13 protein-coding genes are annotated in these 15315 nt (G+C 69.8%); 12 read left to right on the forward strand and 1 reads right to left on the reverse strand.

Annotation, left to right across the window (positions count from 1 at the left end; all coding sequences use genetic code 11):
- Window positions 1-54: 54 nt before the first annotated feature.
- From cobT to Tfont_RS04175, 7 genes are all read left to right on the forward strand, one after another.
- On the forward strand, window positions 55-1125 hold the full coding sequence (cobT, locus tag Tfont_RS04145) for a nicotinate-nucleotide--dimethylbenzimidazole phosphoribosyltransferase (protein WP_143968505.1): 1071 nt from the start codon (window positions 55-57) through the stop codon (window positions 1123-1125).
- Between the two features lie 18 nt (window positions 1126-1143).
- Window positions 1144-2007, forward strand: coding sequence for an adenosylcobinamide-GDP ribazoletransferase (locus tag Tfont_RS04150; protein ID WP_068609335.1), 864 nt, complete (start codon window positions 1144-1146; stop codon window positions 2005-2007).
- Window positions 2008-2011: 4 nt separating this feature from the next.
- Window positions 2012-2599, forward strand: coding sequence for a histidine phosphatase family protein (locus tag Tfont_RS04155; RefSeq protein WP_082955465.1), 588 nt, complete (start codon window positions 2012-2014; stop codon window positions 2597-2599).
- 144 nt (window positions 2600-2743) lie between these two features.
- Complete coding sequence (locus Tfont_RS04160) at window positions 2744-3004, forward strand: DUF4212 domain-containing protein (protein ID WP_068609338.1); 261 nt, start codon at window positions 2744-2746, stop codon at window positions 3002-3004.
- A 16-nt stretch (window positions 3005-3020) separates the two neighbouring features.
- On the forward strand, window positions 3021-4874 hold the full coding sequence (locus Tfont_RS04165; RefSeq protein WP_143968506.1) for a sodium:solute symporter family protein: 1854 nt from the start codon (window positions 3021-3023) through the stop codon (window positions 4872-4874).
- Window positions 4875-4991: 117 nt separating this feature from the next.
- A complete protein-coding gene (locus Tfont_RS04170) occupies window positions 4992-5351 on the forward strand; it encodes a hypothetical protein (RefSeq protein ID WP_068609342.1) in 360 nt (119 codons plus the stop codon).
- Window positions 5352-5407: 56 nt separating this feature from the next.
- Window positions 5408-6286: a lytic transglycosylase domain-containing protein gene (locus Tfont_RS04175; RefSeq protein WP_185974470.1), complete on the forward strand. Its 879-nt coding sequence runs from the start codon at window positions 5408-5410 to the stop codon at window positions 6284-6286.
- 24 nt (window positions 6287-6310) lie between these two features.
- Here Tfont_RS04175 and ppsR read toward each other — a convergent pair whose 3' ends face one another.
- The gene (gene ppsR / locus Tfont_RS04180; protein WP_143968507.1) at window positions 6311-7129 is read right to left on the reverse strand and encodes a posphoenolpyruvate synthetase regulatory kinase/phosphorylase PpsR; all 819 of its coding nucleotides are present in this window, start codon (window positions 7127-7129) and stop codon (window positions 6311-6313) included.
- 184 nt (window positions 7130-7313) lie between these two features.
- Between ppsR and ppsA the strand changes: the two genes are divergently transcribed.
- The 5 genes from ppsA to Tfont_RS04205 are packed head-to-tail and all read left to right on the forward strand — an operon-like array spanning window position 7314 to window position 15307.
- Window positions 7314-9707, forward strand: coding sequence for a phosphoenolpyruvate synthase (gene ppsA / locus Tfont_RS04185; protein ID WP_068609346.1), 2394 nt, complete (start codon window positions 7314-7316; stop codon window positions 9705-9707).
- A 28-nt stretch (window positions 9708-9735) separates the two neighbouring features.
- Window positions 9736-9945, forward strand: coding sequence for a hypothetical protein (locus Tfont_RS04190; protein WP_143968508.1), 210 nt, complete (start codon window positions 9736-9738; stop codon window positions 9943-9945).
- Between the two features lie 22 nt (window positions 9946-9967).
- Window positions 9968-12712: an ATP-binding protein gene (locus tag Tfont_RS04195; RefSeq protein ID WP_143968509.1), complete on the forward strand. Its 2745-nt coding sequence runs from the start codon at window positions 9968-9970 to the stop codon at window positions 12710-12712.
- Between the two features lie 22 nt (window positions 12713-12734).
- Window positions 12735-13109: a response regulator transcription factor gene (locus Tfont_RS04200; RefSeq protein WP_143968510.1), complete on the forward strand. Its 375-nt coding sequence runs from the start codon at window positions 12735-12737 to the stop codon at window positions 13107-13109.
- Window positions 13106-15307: a 3'-5' exonuclease gene (locus Tfont_RS04205; protein WP_068609353.1), complete on the forward strand. Its 2202-nt coding sequence runs from the start codon at window positions 13106-13108 to the stop codon at window positions 15305-15307. Before Tfont_RS04200 ends, Tfont_RS04205 begins: the two co-directional genes overlap by 4 nt.
- Window positions 15308-15315 lie beyond the last annotated feature (8 nt).

A 15315-nucleotide genomic window follows, 5' to 3' on the forward strand; every position in this document is an offset into this window, starting at 1 on the left:
TTGGCGATCGCCGATATCCCTTTCCTTTCCCCGTTGCACGAGGAGACCACTGCGATGACACCGACCACAAACGACCTGCCCGTGGTGGCGGATCTGCACGACGAGGCGCTGGCCGCGCGCCTGCAGGCGCTGCTGGACGACAAGACCAAGCCGCTCGGGTCGCTCGGCCGGCTGGAGGCGCTGGCGCAGCGGCTCGGCCTGATCCTTGGCACCGAGGCCCCGGCGCTGCGCGCGCCGCAACTGGTGGTCTTTGCTGCCGACCACGGGCTGGCTGCGCACGGCGTGTCGGCCTACCCGAGCGACGTCACCTGGCAGATGGTGGAAAACTTTCTCGCCGGCGGCGCGGCGGTCAGCGTGCTGGCGCGCCAGCACGGCCTGGCGCTGACGGTGGTCGACTGCGGCGTGCGCCATGCCTTCGCGCCGCGGGCGGGCCTGGTGGACGCGAAGGTCGCCTGGGGCACGGCGGACGCGCTGCAGCAGCCCGCGATGACCGACGCGCAATGCGCGCAGGCGCTGCAGCACGGTATCGACCTCGTGCGCCGCCTGCCCGGCAACGTGCTGCTGCTGGGCGAGATGGGCATCGGCAACACCTCCGCCGCGGCGCTGCTGATGAGCCGCCTGACGGGGCTGGACATTGCGGACTGCACCGGCGCCGGAACCGGGCTGGACGCCGCCGGTGTGCAGCGCAAGATCGACGTGCTGCGCCGGGTGCTCGCGCGCCACGCGCAGGCCACCGAGCCGCTGCCGGCGCTGGCGGCGCTGGGCGGCTTCGAAATCGCCGCGATGACCGGCGCCATCCTGCGGGCCGCCGCCGAGCGCCGCGTCATCGTCGTGGACGGCTTCATCACCACCGCCGCGGTGCTGGTGGCGGCGCGGCTGCGTCCGCACGTCTTGCAGCGCTGCGTGTTCGCGCATCGCTCCGGCGAGCGCGGCCACGCGCTGCTGCTGGCGTATCTGAAGGCGGAGCCGCTGCTGGACCTCGGCCTGCGGCTGGGGGAGGGGTCGGGTGCCGCGCTCGCGTGGCCGCTGCTGGTGTCGGCCTGCGCCATCCTGCGCGAGATGGCCAGTTTCGGCGCCGCCGGCGTGGCGCGGGCCGCGCCGGATCCGGCGCCCACCACCCCCTGACACGCCCGGAGGAGCCGCATGGCGGAACCGCAGACGCCTCCACGCCCCCTGGCCGCTCTGGCCACCGGCGTGCGGCATTTTTTGCTGGCGCTGCAGTTTTTTACGCGCATTCCCATCACGGGGCGGCTGGCGGCGTGGGTCGGTTATTCGCCGGCGATGCTGCGCGCCAGTGCGGCGCATTTTCCGGGGGTGGGGTGGCTGGTCGGCGGGGCTAGCGCCTTGGTGTGTGCCGCGGCCCTGTGGCTGCTGCCCGCCCAGCCCGCGTCGGCATGGGTGGCGGCGGCCCTGGCCACGGCCGCGAGCGTCGCTCTGACGGGCGCCTTTCACGAGGACGGGTTGGCCGACACCGCCGATGCCCTGGGCGGCGTGGTCGAGCGCGAGCGGGCGCTGGACATCATGAAGGACTCGCGCATCGGCAGCTACGCGGCGGTGGCGCTGGTGCTGGCCCTGCTGACCAAAGTGGGGTTGCTGGCGCTGCTGGCCCAGCACGGCACCGCGCTGGCGGCCGCTGGGCTGTTCGCCGCCCATGTCACGTCGCGGCTGGCCCCGCTGTGGATCATCCGCACCCTGCCGCATGTGGGGGATACGCCGCGTTCCAAATCCAAGCCGCTGGCGGATGCGATCGGTGTGTCCGCCGGGATCGTGGGGTTGGGCTGGTGGGCGGCTGCGATGGCGCTGGTGACGGGGCTGTTGCCGTCCGCGCCGTGGGGCGCGGCGGTCGCGGCAGCCGGGGGGATGTTGGTGGCCATGCGCCGCTGGCTGCGGCGACGCCTGCAGGGCTTTACCGGGGACACGCTGGGCGCCACCCAGCAGATGACGGAGCTGGCCTTTTATCTGGGGCTGGCGGTCGGGCTGGGCTTGCAGGCCCGGGGGTGGGGCTGAGGCCGTGCGCTTGTGGCTCGTTCGCCATGCCGCCACCGCGTTGCCGACGGGCGTTTGCTACGGCGCGAGCGACATTCCCGCCGATCCGGTGGCCACGGTGGAGGCGGCCCGGCGGCTGGACGCCGTGCTGCCGGCGCGTTTTGGCTGGCGCGTCTCGTCGCTGATTCGGGCGCGCCAGCTTGCCCAAGCGCTGCAGGCGCGACGCCCCGGTCTCGCGGCACCCGTCGTGGACCCCAACCTGGGCGAACTGGATTTCGGCGCGTGGGAGCGCCTCCTCTGGGACGACGTGCCGCGCGCCGAACTCGACGCCTGGGCGGCGGACTTTACCGACTACCGCCCCGGCGGTGGCGAGTCCGTGCGGATGCTGTTGCGCCGCGTGCGGCACGCCCTGCGCACCGCGATGGCGGACGGTGTGGACGACCAGGTCTGGATTACCCACGCGGGGGTGATCCGCGCCGTCCGATACACCCTGCAATGGGGAAGCGCCGCCGTGCCCCCGGACGCCGGGCATTGGCCGCGCAAGGCCCCGGCCCCTGGGCAATGGGTCTGCGTGGCGCTTCCGGATACCCGCGAAGGTTGGGATTTACCCTAGTTTTGGCCATCTTCCTCGGAATTATCAGGCCGCTGTAAGCATTCCTCCAGATATTGCGCCCAGCAACATTGCGCAAACCCGAGCGATGTTCCGGCCGGCGGCGTCCACCGCCAATTCCTACATGTGTATCCGAGGAGATCCATCATGTCCCTTGACAGCAACGCCCGGGCCTATTGGTCCGCGACGCTGGGCCTGTTGACCAAGGTCTTGGTCATTTGGTTCCTGGTGTCCTACGGGGCAGGCATCCTGTTTGCCGATGCCATCAACGGCATCAAGCTCGGCGGCTATCCGCTGGGCTTCTGGTTCGCGCAACAGGGGTCCATCTACATCTTCATCGCGCTGATCTTCTGGTACGCGAAGAAGATGGGCGACATCGACCGCAAGTTCGGCATGGCCGAAGACTGATCCGAAGGAACGCACCATGAGTTTGCAACTCTGGACTTATCTGGTCGTTGGCGCGACCTTCGCGCTGTACATCGGCATCGCGGTGTGGTCGCGCGCCGGCAGCACCTCCGACTTTTACGTCGCCGGCGGCGGCGTGCACCCCGTGACCAACGGCATGGCCACCGCGGCCGACTGGATGAGCGCGGCGTCGTTCATCTCGATGGCCGGCCTGATCGCCAACATGGGCTACGGCGGCGCCGTGTTCCTGATGGGCTGGACCGGCGGCTACGTGCTGCTGGCCTGCCTGCTCGCGCCGTACCTGCGCAAGTTTGGCAAGTTCACCGTGCCGGAGTTCATCGGTGACCGCTACTACTCGCAGACTGCGCGCAACGTCGGCGTGATCTGCCTGCTGGTGGCGTCCATCACCTACATCATCGGCCAGATGACCGGCGTGGGCGTGACGTTCTCGCGCTTCCTGGGCGTATCCAGCGAAACCGGCATCTACATCGGGCAGGCCATCGTGTTCGCCTACGCGGTGTTCGGCGGCATGAAGGGCATCACCTACACCCAGGTGGCGCAGTACATCGTGCTGATCCTGGCCTACTTGGTGCCGGCTGTCTACATTTCGCTGGCGCTGACCGGCAACGTCCTGCCGCAACTGGGCCTGGGGGCCGACCTCAAGGGCACGGACGTCGCGCTGCTGGCCAAGCTGGACCAGGTGGTCAAGGACCTGGGCTTTGCCGAATACACCACCGCGGTGGCGGGCAACAAGCTCAACATGTTCTTCTACACCGTGTCGCTGATGATCGGCACGGCCGGCCTGCCGCACGTCATCGTGCGCTTCTTCACGGTGCCCAAGGTTTCGGACGCCCGTTCGTCCGCGGGCTGGGCGCTGGTCTTCATCGCCTTGCTCTACACCACGGCCCCCGCGGTCGGTGGTATGGCGCGCCTCAACCTGATCGGCACCGTCAACACCGCGGTCGGCGTGGAGCCGGATCCCGCCGGTGGCATCCGCGTGAACGCCGAGCGCGTCAAGGCCAATGCGGATCTGTTCGCGGCCGAATCCGCGCTGCCCTATGAGCAGCGTCCGGACTGGTTCAAGCGCTGGGAGAAGACCGGCCTGCTGAAGTTCGAGGACAAGAACGGCGACGGCCGTATCCAGTTCTACAACGACAAGACCGCCAACCCGGCCGTCAAGGCCAAGGCCGAAGCGGCCGGCCTCAAGGGCAACGAGCTGACCGTCAACGCCGACATCATCGTGCTGGCCAACCCCGAAATCGCGCTGCTGCCGAACTGGGTCATCGCGCTGGTCGCCGCCGGTGGTCTGGCCGCGGCCCTGTCCACTGCGGCGGGTCTGCTGATGGCGATTTCGTCGGCCATCTCGCACGACCTGATCAAGGGCGCCATCAACCCCAACATCAGCGAGAAGAACGAGCTGCTGGCCGGCAAGATCGCCATGGCGGGCGCGATCATCGTGTCCGGCTACCTGGGCCTGAATCCGCCGGGCTTCGCCGCGGGCACCGTGGCGTTGGCCTTCGGTATCGCCGCCTCGACGATCTTCCCGGCGCTGATGATGGGCATCTTCAGCAAGAAGGTGACCGGCTCCGGCGCCGTGGCGGGCATGCTCGCCGGCCTGTTCGTGACGCTGTTCTATGTGTTCGCGCACAAGGGCATCTTCTTCGTCAAGGGCACCGAGTACCTGGACCTGATCGGCGGCGCCAACAGCTTCTTCGGCATCACGCCGGAAGCCTTCGGTACCGTCGGTGCGATCGTCAACTTCGTGGTGGCGTTCGCGGTCAGCGCGGTGTCCAAGCCGGTGCCGGCGCACATTCAGGACCTGGTCGAGTCGGTCCGCGTGCCCAAGGGCGCGGGCTCGGCCGTGGCGCACTGAACGCGATGCGCGTCGGGCATCGCGCCCGACGCCGCGGTCCGCTGGGCGGCTTGCCCGCGAGCCCGACGACAATAGCCCCGCCGGCCCGGCCGGCGGGGCTTTTTTGATGAGGACGCAATGGTCAGCATCTATCCGATCAAGATTCTGTTTTTCCTGGCGCTGTTTCCCGTGGCATTCTTTTGGCTGCGGCGGGCGTGGCGCATTCTGGTGCGCCGCGATTTCTCCGAGGTGGCCCTGAAGAAGGGCGAGCCCCCGGCCGACGCCGAGCGGTGGGCCCCTTACGAGATGACGATCAACCTGGTGGGCGGCGGCGTGCTGGTTGGCGTCATCGTGGCGGTCCTGATGGGGTGGCTGGAGTACCAGGCCTGGGTGGCGGTCGCCGGAACGACGTTGTGGATGAAGATTTTTCTGTCCTTTGCCCTGGCCCGCCACGCACACGGCATCGGCCAGCCCAAGTCGCGCGCCCGGCGTTCCTGACGGCGCGGTGGGTCGCCGCGCTGGGGTTGGGCGCGACGGCCTGGGCGAGGGCAGAGGTGTGGACGGACGTCGCCCCGCCAGCGTGGACCGATGAGCCGCCCCAACTGTCGCGCTGGATCGAGGAGGGCTGGGCGGCCGAGCGGGCGAGCGATCCCGCGACGGCGGCGGCGCGTTACTGCGACGCCGCCCGCTTCGGCAGCGGCCAAGCCTACTACCGGCTGGGGGCGCTGTCTCTGCGCGAGCGCCGCGATCCCGCCGGCGAGGCCGAGGGTTGGGCGCTGCTGCGCCAGGCCGCGCAGATCGGCCATCGCGAGGCGCAGGGGCTTCTGGAGCGGCAGCCCCTGGCGCGGGAAGGGCCGTCGAGCGCAGCGGACGCCCCGGCCACCCGCGTTGGCGCAGGCCGCCCCGATGACCTGCCCGCCTGTCTGACCGGGGGCGAGCCGCCGCGCTTCGATCCGCCAGCGCCCGAGCAGGCCGAGGCCGTCCCGCACGAGGTGGTGGAGCGCTTCGTGGCGGCGCTGCCGCCGGACAAGCGCCGCCATGCCCAGCTCATCCAGCGCCTGGCGCCGCGGTTTGCCGTCGACGGGCGGCTGGCGCTGGCCATTGCGCGGGCCGAGTCCAATTTCGAGGCGCGCGCCGTCTCGCCTCGCAACGCCCAGGGGCTGATGCAGCTGATCCCCGACACGGCCGAGCGCTTTGGCGTGCGCAACCCGTTCGACCCCGAGCAGAACGTGCGCGGGGGCCTGTCCTACCTGCGCTGGCTGCTCGATCGCTTCGACGGCGACGTGGCCCTGGTGTGCGCCGCCTACAACGCGGGCGAAGGGGTGGTGGACCGCTACGGGGGCGTGCCGCCGTACCCCGAGACGCGGGCCTATGTGCAGCGCATCCTGCACTTTTACCGGGCCACGCGCCATCCCCGCCCTGGCCCCCTGTGACCGGCTCTGCCGCGGCCGACGGGTTCAGCGCGCGGCGGGCTCTTCCAAATCCTGCCGGATGATGGTGGCGATCTCCTCGATCGACTTGTGCGTGGTCGAGAGGATGCGGATGCCCGCGCGGCGCATCAGCGATTCGGCCTCGCGCACCTCGTAGCGGCAGTTTTCCAGGCTTGCGTAGCGCGAGTTGGGGCGACGCTCGTGCCGGATTTCGCTCAGGCGCTGGGGATCGATGGTCAGGCCAAACAGCTTTTTCTTGTGGGGCAGCAGGGCCGGGGGCAACTGTCGGCGCTCGAAGTCCTCGGGAATCAAGGGGTAGTTGGACGCCTTGAGCCCGAACTGCATGGCCAGATACAGCGATGTCGGGGTCTTGCCGCTGCGGCTGACACCGACCAGGATCACGTCGGATTTTTCCAGGTTGTCGTTCGTCTGACCGTCGTCGTGCTCCAGGGTGAAGTTGATCGCCTCGATGCGGTCGTGGTACTCGCGGCTCTTGGTCACGTCCGAAAAGCGCCCGACGCGGTGGTTGGACTTCATGCCCAACTCGTGCTCCAGCGGCGCGATGAAGGTGCCGAACATGTCGATCAGCATGCCTTGGCAGTGCTGTTGCAGCACCTGGAGCACCTCCATGTTGACCACGGTGGTGAAGACCAGCGGCCGCCGGCCGTCCACCGCCGCGGCGTGGTTGATCTGACGCACCGCCTGGTGGGCCTTGTCGGCGTCGTCGATGAACGGCAGCCGCACGCACTTGGGGTCGATTTCGAACTGCGTCAGGATGGCGCGGGCAAAGGTTTCGGCCGTGATGCCGGTGCCGTCGGAGACGAAGAAAGCGGTGCGGTTGGGCATGGTCGATTGGCGGGCCGGGCTGTGCCGGCGCGGGAGCGGGAACTTACAATCGACACATTATCGCGACTCGGTGCGATGGTCGGTGTCGGCCGTCCGCACCGGGGGCCGCGGGGGCCACGAACAACGACAAGCAAGCGCCCACCGGCTGCGGGACCGGTTTTTCAACATCGTGGAGTCTTCAACCATGTCCAATCGTTTTCCCCCCGATGCGCTCGTCGTGCCGTTCGAGCAGCTGCGCATGGCCGACGTCGAGATCGTCGGCGGCAAGAACGCCAGCCTCGGCGAGATGATCTCGCAGCTGCCGCAGGGCGTGCGCGTGCCGACGGGCTTTGCCACCACGGCGCATGCGTTCCGCCTGTTCTTGAAGCACGGCGGGCTGGACGCACGCATCGATGCGATGCTGTCCAGCCTCGACGCCGACGACGTCAAGGCGCTGGCGGCCACCGGTGCCGAGATCCGCGCGCTGGTGGAGGCGCAGCCGTTCCCGCCCGAGCTGGAGGCCGCGATCCGCGACGCCTACGCGCGCCTGGACGGGGGCTTGAACGCCAGCTACGCGGTGCGCTCCTCGGCCACCGCCGAGGACCTGCCGGATGCGTCCTTCGCCGGCCAGCAGGAGACTTTCCTCAACGTCGTCGGCATCGAGCAGATCCTGCACAAGATCAAGGAGGTCTTCGCCAGCCTCTACAACGACCGCGCGATCAGCTACCGCGTGCACAAGGGCTTCGCGCACGGTGAGGTGGCGCTGTCCGCCGGCGTGCAGCGCATGGTGCGCTCGGACCTGGGTGCCTCGGGCGTCATGTTCACCATCGACACCGAAAGCGGCTTTGCGGACGTGGTGTTCATCACCGCCAGCTACGGCCTGGGCGAGACGGTGGTGCAGGGTGCCGTCAACCCGGACGAGTTCTACGTCCACAAGCCGATGCTCAAGGCCGGCAAGCACGCCATCATCCGCCGCAACCTCGGCAGCAAGCTGATCCAGATGGTCTTTGCCACGCCAGAGGAAAAGGCCGCCGGCGGCAAGCTGGTCAAGACGGTGGACGTGCCGGTGGAGCAGCGCAACCGCTACAGCCTGACGGATGCCGAGGTGCTGGAGCTGGCGCGCTACGCGCTGGTCATCGAGCAGCACTACGGCCGCCCGATGGACATCGAGTGGGGCAAGGACGGCGTCGACGGCCAGATCTACATCCTGCAGGCGCGGCCGGAGACGGTCAAGAGCCAGGCCGCGGGGCAGGTGGAGCTGCGCTACAAGCTCAAGGCCAAGGGCCCGGTGCTGGCCAGCGGCCGCGCCATCGGCCAGAAGATCGGCACCGGCAAGGTGCGCATCGTGCACTCGACCGCCGAGATGGACAAGGTGCAGCCTGGCGACGTACTGGTCACCGACATGACCGACCCCAACTGGGAGCCGATCATGAAGCGCGCCAGCGCCATCGTCACCAACCGCGGCGGGCGCACCTGCCACGCGGCCATCATCGCGCGCGAGCTCGGCATCCCGGCGGTGGTCGGCTGCGGCCACGCCACCGAGACGCTCACGGATGGCCAACTCGTCACCGTCAGCTGCGCCGAGGGCGACACCGGCCACATCTACGAGGGACTGCTGGAGACCGAAGTCACCGAGGTCAAGCGCGGCGAAATGCCGGAGCTGCCGGTCAAGATCATGATGAACGTCGGCAACCCGCAGCTGGCGTTCGACTTCGCGCAGATCCCCAACGGCGGCGTTGGCCTGGCGCGGCTGGAGTTCATCATCAACAACAACATCGGCGTGCACCCGAAGGCCATCCTCGACTATCCCAACGTCGACGCGGACCTCAAGCGCGCGGTGGAGTCGGCCGCGCGCGGCCACGCCAGCCCGCGCGCCTTCTACGTCGACAAGGTGGCCGAGGGTGTGGCCACGATCGCCGCGGCCTTCTGGCCGAAGCCCGTCATCGTTCGCCTGTCGGACTTCAAGAGCAACGAGTACCGCAAGCTGATCGGCGGCAGCCGCTACGAGCCGGACGAGGAAAACCCGATGCTGGGCTTCCGCGGCGCGGCGCGCTACATCAGCGACGAGTTCGCCGAGGCCTTCGCGATGGAGGTGGAGGCGATCAAGCGCGTGCGCGGCGAGATGGGCCTGACCAACGTGCAGGTGATGGTGCCGTTCGTGCGCACGCTGGCGCAGGCCCGGCGCGTCACCGAGCTGCTGGCTTCGATGGGCCTCAAGCGCGGCGAGCAGGACCTCAAGCTCATCATGATGTGCGAGATCCCGAGCAACGCGGTGCTGGCCGAGCAGTTCCTCGAGTTCTTCGACGGCTTCTCGATCGGCTCCAACGACCTGACGCAGCTCACGCTGGGGCTGGACCGCGACTCGGGACTGGAGCTGCTGGCGCACGACTTCGACGAGCGCGACCCGGCGGTACTGGCGCTGATCGAGCGCGCGATCGCGGCCTGCCGCGCGCAGGGCAAGTACATCGGCATCTGCGGCCAGGGGCCCAGCGACCATCCGGACTTCGCGCGCTGGCTGATGGAGCGCGGCATCAGCTCGATCTCGCTGAACCCGGACACGGTGATCGACACCTGGCACCGGCTGGCGGCCGGGGACTGATCCACCGCCTTCCCGGCAGCGCCCCGCCATGCCACCGCCCGACCCGTCCCCCGAGGAGCCGCGGCTGTGGGCCCTGTTTGCGCTGGGCGTGCTGGCGTTCAACTTTCCGCTGCTGGCGGTCTGGGCCTTCTGGGGTGAGCGCGCGGGGGGCGCCGCTCCGTTCGTGCTGGCCCTGTTCGCCGTGTGGGCGGCGTTGATCGCCGTCCTCGCCTGGCTCATGGAGCGCGCGCCGGATTGACGCCCGGTGGCGCAGTCGGTCGATGTCGCCCGCGCTCGTCATCGCCGCTGCGTTCGCCTATCTGGGGGTGCTGTTCGGCGTGGCCCATTGGGCCGACCGCCGGGCGCACCAAGGGCGCTCGGCCATCGGCAGCGCGTGGGTCTATGCCTTGTCGATGGCGGTCTATTGCACCGCCTGGACGTACTTTGGCAGCGTGGGGCGTGCCGCCAGCGGCGGTCTGTGGTTCCTGCCGATCTACCTGGGGCCGACGCTGGCCATGGTGCTGGGCTGGGCCGTGCTGCGCAAGATGGTGCGCATCGCGCGCACCTACCGTATCACCACCATCGCGGATTTCATCGGCAGCCGCTACGGCAAAAGCCCCGCCCTGGCCGGGCTGGTCACGCTGATCACGGTGGTCGGCATCGTGCCCTACATCGCCCTGCAGCTCAAGGGCATTGCCGTCGCCTATGCGGTGGTGACCGACGGGGCGGCGCACGGCATCGGTGCGCCCCCCTGGTGGCGCGAGAGCACCTTCTACCTGGCGCTGGGGCTGGCGGCGTTCACCATCGCCTTTGGCGTGCGCCATTGGGACAGCACCGAGCGGCACGAGGGCATGGTCGCCGCCATTGCCCTCGAGTCGCTGGTCAAGCTGGTGGCGTTTCTGGCCGTGGGGGCCTATGTCACCTGGGGGCTGTTCGATGGTTGGGGCGATATCGTCGCGCGGGCCCGCCAGGTGCCGGAGCTGGCGCGGCTGCTCACACTCGGCGACGCCGGCGCCTTCGCCTGGTCGAGCTGGCTGGCCTTGACGGTGCTGGCCGGCCTGTCCGTGTTGCTGTTGCCGCGCCAATTCCAGGTCATGGTGGTCGAGGCGGTGGATGAGCGGCACATCCGCCGCGCGGCCTGGGTGTTTCCGCTCTATCTGTGGCTGATCAACCTGTTCGTGTTGCCGATCGCGCTGGCCGGGTTGTTGTGGTTTGGCAGCGCCTCCGAGGCGGAGATTTTCGTGCTGCGGCTGCCGCAGGCCGCCGGGGCCGAGGCGCTGTTGCTGCTGGCGTTCATCGGGGGGTTGTCGGCGGCCACCGGCATGGTGATCGTGGAGACCATCGCGGTGGCGACCATGGTGTGCAACGACTTGGTGTTGCCTTGGTGGCTGCGGCACGCCGCGCAGGGCCGCGCTCCGGCCGATCTGACGCGCCCCATCCTGCGCATCCGCCGCGGGGCGATCCTGGGGCTGCTGTTGTTGGGCTATGGGTACTACCGCGTGGCGGGCGATGCCTACGCGCTCGTGAGCATCGGCCTGATCAGCTTTGCCGCCGTGGCCCAGTTTGCCCCCGCGCTGCTGGGCGGCATGTATTGGAAGGGGGCCAGCCGCGACGGGGCCATGGCCGGGCTGCTGGGCGGCTTCGTGGTCTGGGCCTACACCTTGATGCTGCCGTCCCTCGCCAAATCGGGGTGGCTGCCCGCCACCTTCGTCACCGAGGGGCTGCTCGGTGTGGATTGGCTGCGGCCGGAAGCCCTGCTGGGGCTGCGGGGGTTCGATCCGCTGACCCACGCGCTGTTCTGGAGCCTGCTGGTCAACACCGGCCTGTACGTCGGCGTGTCGCTCGCGCGCCGGCCCGGGGCGGCCGAAACCAGCCAGGCGCTGCTGTTCGTCGATGTGTTCGAGCGCACCGGCGGGGAGGACCGCCCCGTGTTCTGGCGCGGCGAAGCCTCCCTGCCGGCGCTGGAGGCGGTGCTGGCGCGGGTGCTGGGGGCCGAGCGCGCGCGTGCGCTGCTGGAAGAACAGGCCCGCGCGCGTGGGGTGCCGGTGGCAGCCCTGCCGCCCGATGCGGCCTTGGTCCACTGGGTGGAGACGCAGCTGGCAGGGGCCGTGGGCAGCGCGTCGGCCCGGCGCCTGGTGGCCTCGGTGGTGGAGGAGCAGCCCTTGCGCGTCGAGGATGTGCTCGACATCCTGCGCGAGACCGGGCGGCTGCGGGCCCTGTCGCGCGCGCTGGAGGAGAAATCCCGATCGCTGGAGCGCGCCACGGCGGAGTTGCGCGCGGCCAACGAGCGGCTGCAGGAGCTGGACCGCCTGAAAGACGACTTCATGTCGTCGGTGACGCATGAACTGCGCACGCCCTTGACCTCGATCAGGGCCTTGTCGGAAATCATGCGCGACGATCCCGGCATGGATGTGGCACAGCGCGAGCAGTTCCTGAACATCGTCGTGGCCGAGACCGAGCGCCTGACCCGGCTGGTCAACCAGGTGCTGGATCTGGCCAAAATCGAATCGGGGCATGCCGTCTGGGACGTGGCCGATGTGGACCTGGTGGCGGTGGTGCAGCGGGCCGCGCAAGCGGCCGAGCCCTTGCTGCGCGACCGCGGGGCGCGGCTGGCGCTGGAGCTGCCGCCCGGTCCGCTGCCGGTGCGCGCCGATGCCGACCGGCTGCAGCAGGTGCTCATGAACCTGCTGTCGAACGCGGCCAAGTTCGTCCCGGCCGAGACGGGGCAAGTGCGGGTGCGCGTCGTGCCGACGCTGGCCGACGATGGCACGCGCCAAGTCACCGTCGAAGTGCACGACAATGGACCGGGGGTGCCCGCGGCCGAGCAGGCGGTGATTTTCGAGAAATTTCGCCAGGGCGGCGATGCGCTGGACCGGCCGACGGGCACCGGCCTGGGCTTGCCGATCAGCCGCCGGATCGTGGAGCATTTGGGCGGGCGCATGTGGCTGCGATCGACGCCCGGCGAGGGTGCCTGCTTCGGCTTCGACCTGCCGCTGCCGCCCCCGGCGCCGCAGGCCGGCCCCTGAGAACCATCGAGGAGACGCCCCCATGGGCAAGCGCGTGCTGATCGTGGACGACGAACCCAACATCCTGATCTCGCTCGAGTTTCTGATGAAGCGCGAGGGCTACGAGGTGCAGGTGGCCCGCGACGGGGAGGAAGGCTTGGCCCTCGCTGGCCGTTGGCGGCCGGATGTGGTGCTGCTCGACGTCATGATGCCGCGCAAGAGCGGCTTCGACGTGTGCCAGGCCATCCGGGCCGATGCCGCACTGGCCGGCATGCGCATCGTCATGCTCACCGCCAAGGGGCGGGACACCGATGTCGCCAAGGGGCTGGCGCTCGGCGCGGATGCCTATCTGACCAAACCCTTTTCCACGCAGGAGCTGGTGCGCCGCGTGCGCGAACTGATGGGAGCGCAGGGGTGAGGCGGCGCATCGACCCGCGCCTGTGGTGGCTGCTGGCCGGTGCCGCGGCCGTGTCCCTCGCGTGGCTGGCGGTCACGGTGGGGCTGATCGCGGTCACCCTGGAGGTCGAGGCGCGCGCGCGCATGCTCGATTTGCTGGGCGACCGCTGGGGCTTCGTGCTGCTGATGTGGCTGCTCGGCATGGCCGCCATCGCCTGGGGGCTGCAGAAGGCGTTCGACGTCGGCGTGCACCCCTGGCGGCGGCTGGCCGAGGAGGCCCAGGTGCTGTTGACCGCGCAGGGCGCGCCCGCCCTGCGCGAGCGCGGCCCGGCGGAAGTGCGCCGGGTGGCCCAGTTGTTCAACCAGCTCGTGCAGCAGCGCGAGGCCTGGCGCGCCCAGGTGGACGAGCGCGTGCGCGAGGCGGCGCGCGGCATCGAGCAGGAGAAGTCGCGCCTGGCCGCCCTGATGTCGGAACTGACACAAAGCGTCGTCGTGTGCAACCTGGACGGGCGCGTTCTGCTCTACAACAACCGGGCGCGCTGGCAATTTCGCGCCCTGTCCCAGGCGCCCACGCTGGCCGGCGGGGCGGAGCTGATCGGCTTGGGGCGATCCATCTACACGGTGTTCGACCGGGCGGTCATTGCGCATGCGTTGGAGAGCATTCGCCAGCGCTTGCGCCGGGGGGCGGCGCACCCCAGCGCGCAGTTCGTCACGGCCACGCGCGGCGGGCAGTTGCTGCGCGTGCAGGTGGCCCCGGTGCGGCAGGCGGAGGGCGCCGAGGGCACCGAGCAGGATCTGGCCGGCTTCGTCCTCGTGCTCGACAACATCACCCGGGACCATGAGCAGGCGGCGGCGCGCGAGCGGCTCTGGCTCGACCTGACCGAAGGCAGCCGCCGCTCCCTGGCCAATGTGCGCGCGGCGCTGGAGGTGCTGGAGTTGCCCGACGCCGACCCCGCGCTGCGCGAGCGGCTGCTCGGCGTGGTGCGCGACGAGGTCCAGGCCCTGGGCGACCGGGTGCAGCGCCTGGTCGCCGATGGCGCCACGCAATGGGGCAGCCAGTGGCCGATGGAGGACATGCTGGGCGCCGACCTGATCGTGGCGATCGAGCGCCGTCTGGCCGATGTCGAAGGGCTGCAGGTGGGCGTGGGGCCCGTCGATGGCGAGATCTGGCTGCGCATCGAGAGCTTTGCCCTGATGCAGGCCGTGCTCTATCTGGCGCGCCGGCTGCACGAGGAGGGGGGCGTTGCCGCCGTCACCCTGCGGCTGCAGCCGGCCCCGGCCGCGCAAGGGCGGGCCGGCGCCCAGGCGCATCTGGATCTGGCCTGGGCCGCCCCGGCCGGCGAGGCCTCGATCGCCGGTCTGATGGGCTGGGAGCTGGACCCGATGCGCGTGGGCGACGGGGGCTTGGCTGCGAGTGTGCGCGATGTGGTGGAGCGCCACGGCGGCGCCCTGTGGGTGGAGGCGGACGCTCAGGCGGGCCAGGCCTTCTTTCGCCTGCTGTTGCCGGCCATCGAGCCCGCGGAGCCGGCCGATGCGCCCCCCCTCGTGCGCACTGAGAGCCGGCCCGAGTACTACGACTTCGACCTGTTCCGCCAGTCCCCCGCGGCGCAGGCGTTGGACGATGTGCCGCTCACGGCGCTGGCCTACACCGTCTTCGACACCGAGACCACGGGCCTGAATCCGTCCGAGGGCGACGAGATCATCCAAATCGGCGCCACCCGCATCGTCAACGGCAAGCTGTTGCGGCACGAGAGTTTCGAGCAACTCGTCAACCCGCGCCGCTCCATCCCGCGCGAGTCCATCCCCATCCACGGCATCACCCCGGAGATGGTCGCCGGTCAGCCCGACATCACGCAGGTGCTGCCCGCCTTCCACGCCTTCGCCCGCGACACGGTGCTGGTGGCGCACAACGCGGCATTCGACATGCGGTTTTTGCAGCTCAAGGAGCGGGTGACCGGGCTGGTGTTCGACCATCCGGTGCTCGATACCTTGCTGCTGTCGGCCGTGGTCCATCCCGCCCAAACGTCGCACCGGCTGGAGGAGATTGCGGCCCGCTTCGGCATCCCGGTGATCGGGCGCCACACGGCGCTGGGCGACGCCTTCGTGACGGCCGAGGTGTTGCTGCGCCTCATCCCACTGCTGGCCGAGCAGGGCATCCACACCCTGGGCGACGCGCGCCGCGCGGCCGAGCGCACCTACTACGCCCGGCTGACGTATTGATGCCGGGG

It is taken from the genome of Tepidimonas fonticaldi (genome assembly GCF_007556755.1).
GTDB classification, from domain to species: domain Bacteria; phylum Pseudomonadota; class Gammaproteobacteria; order Burkholderiales; family Burkholderiaceae_C; genus Tepidimonas; species Tepidimonas fonticaldi.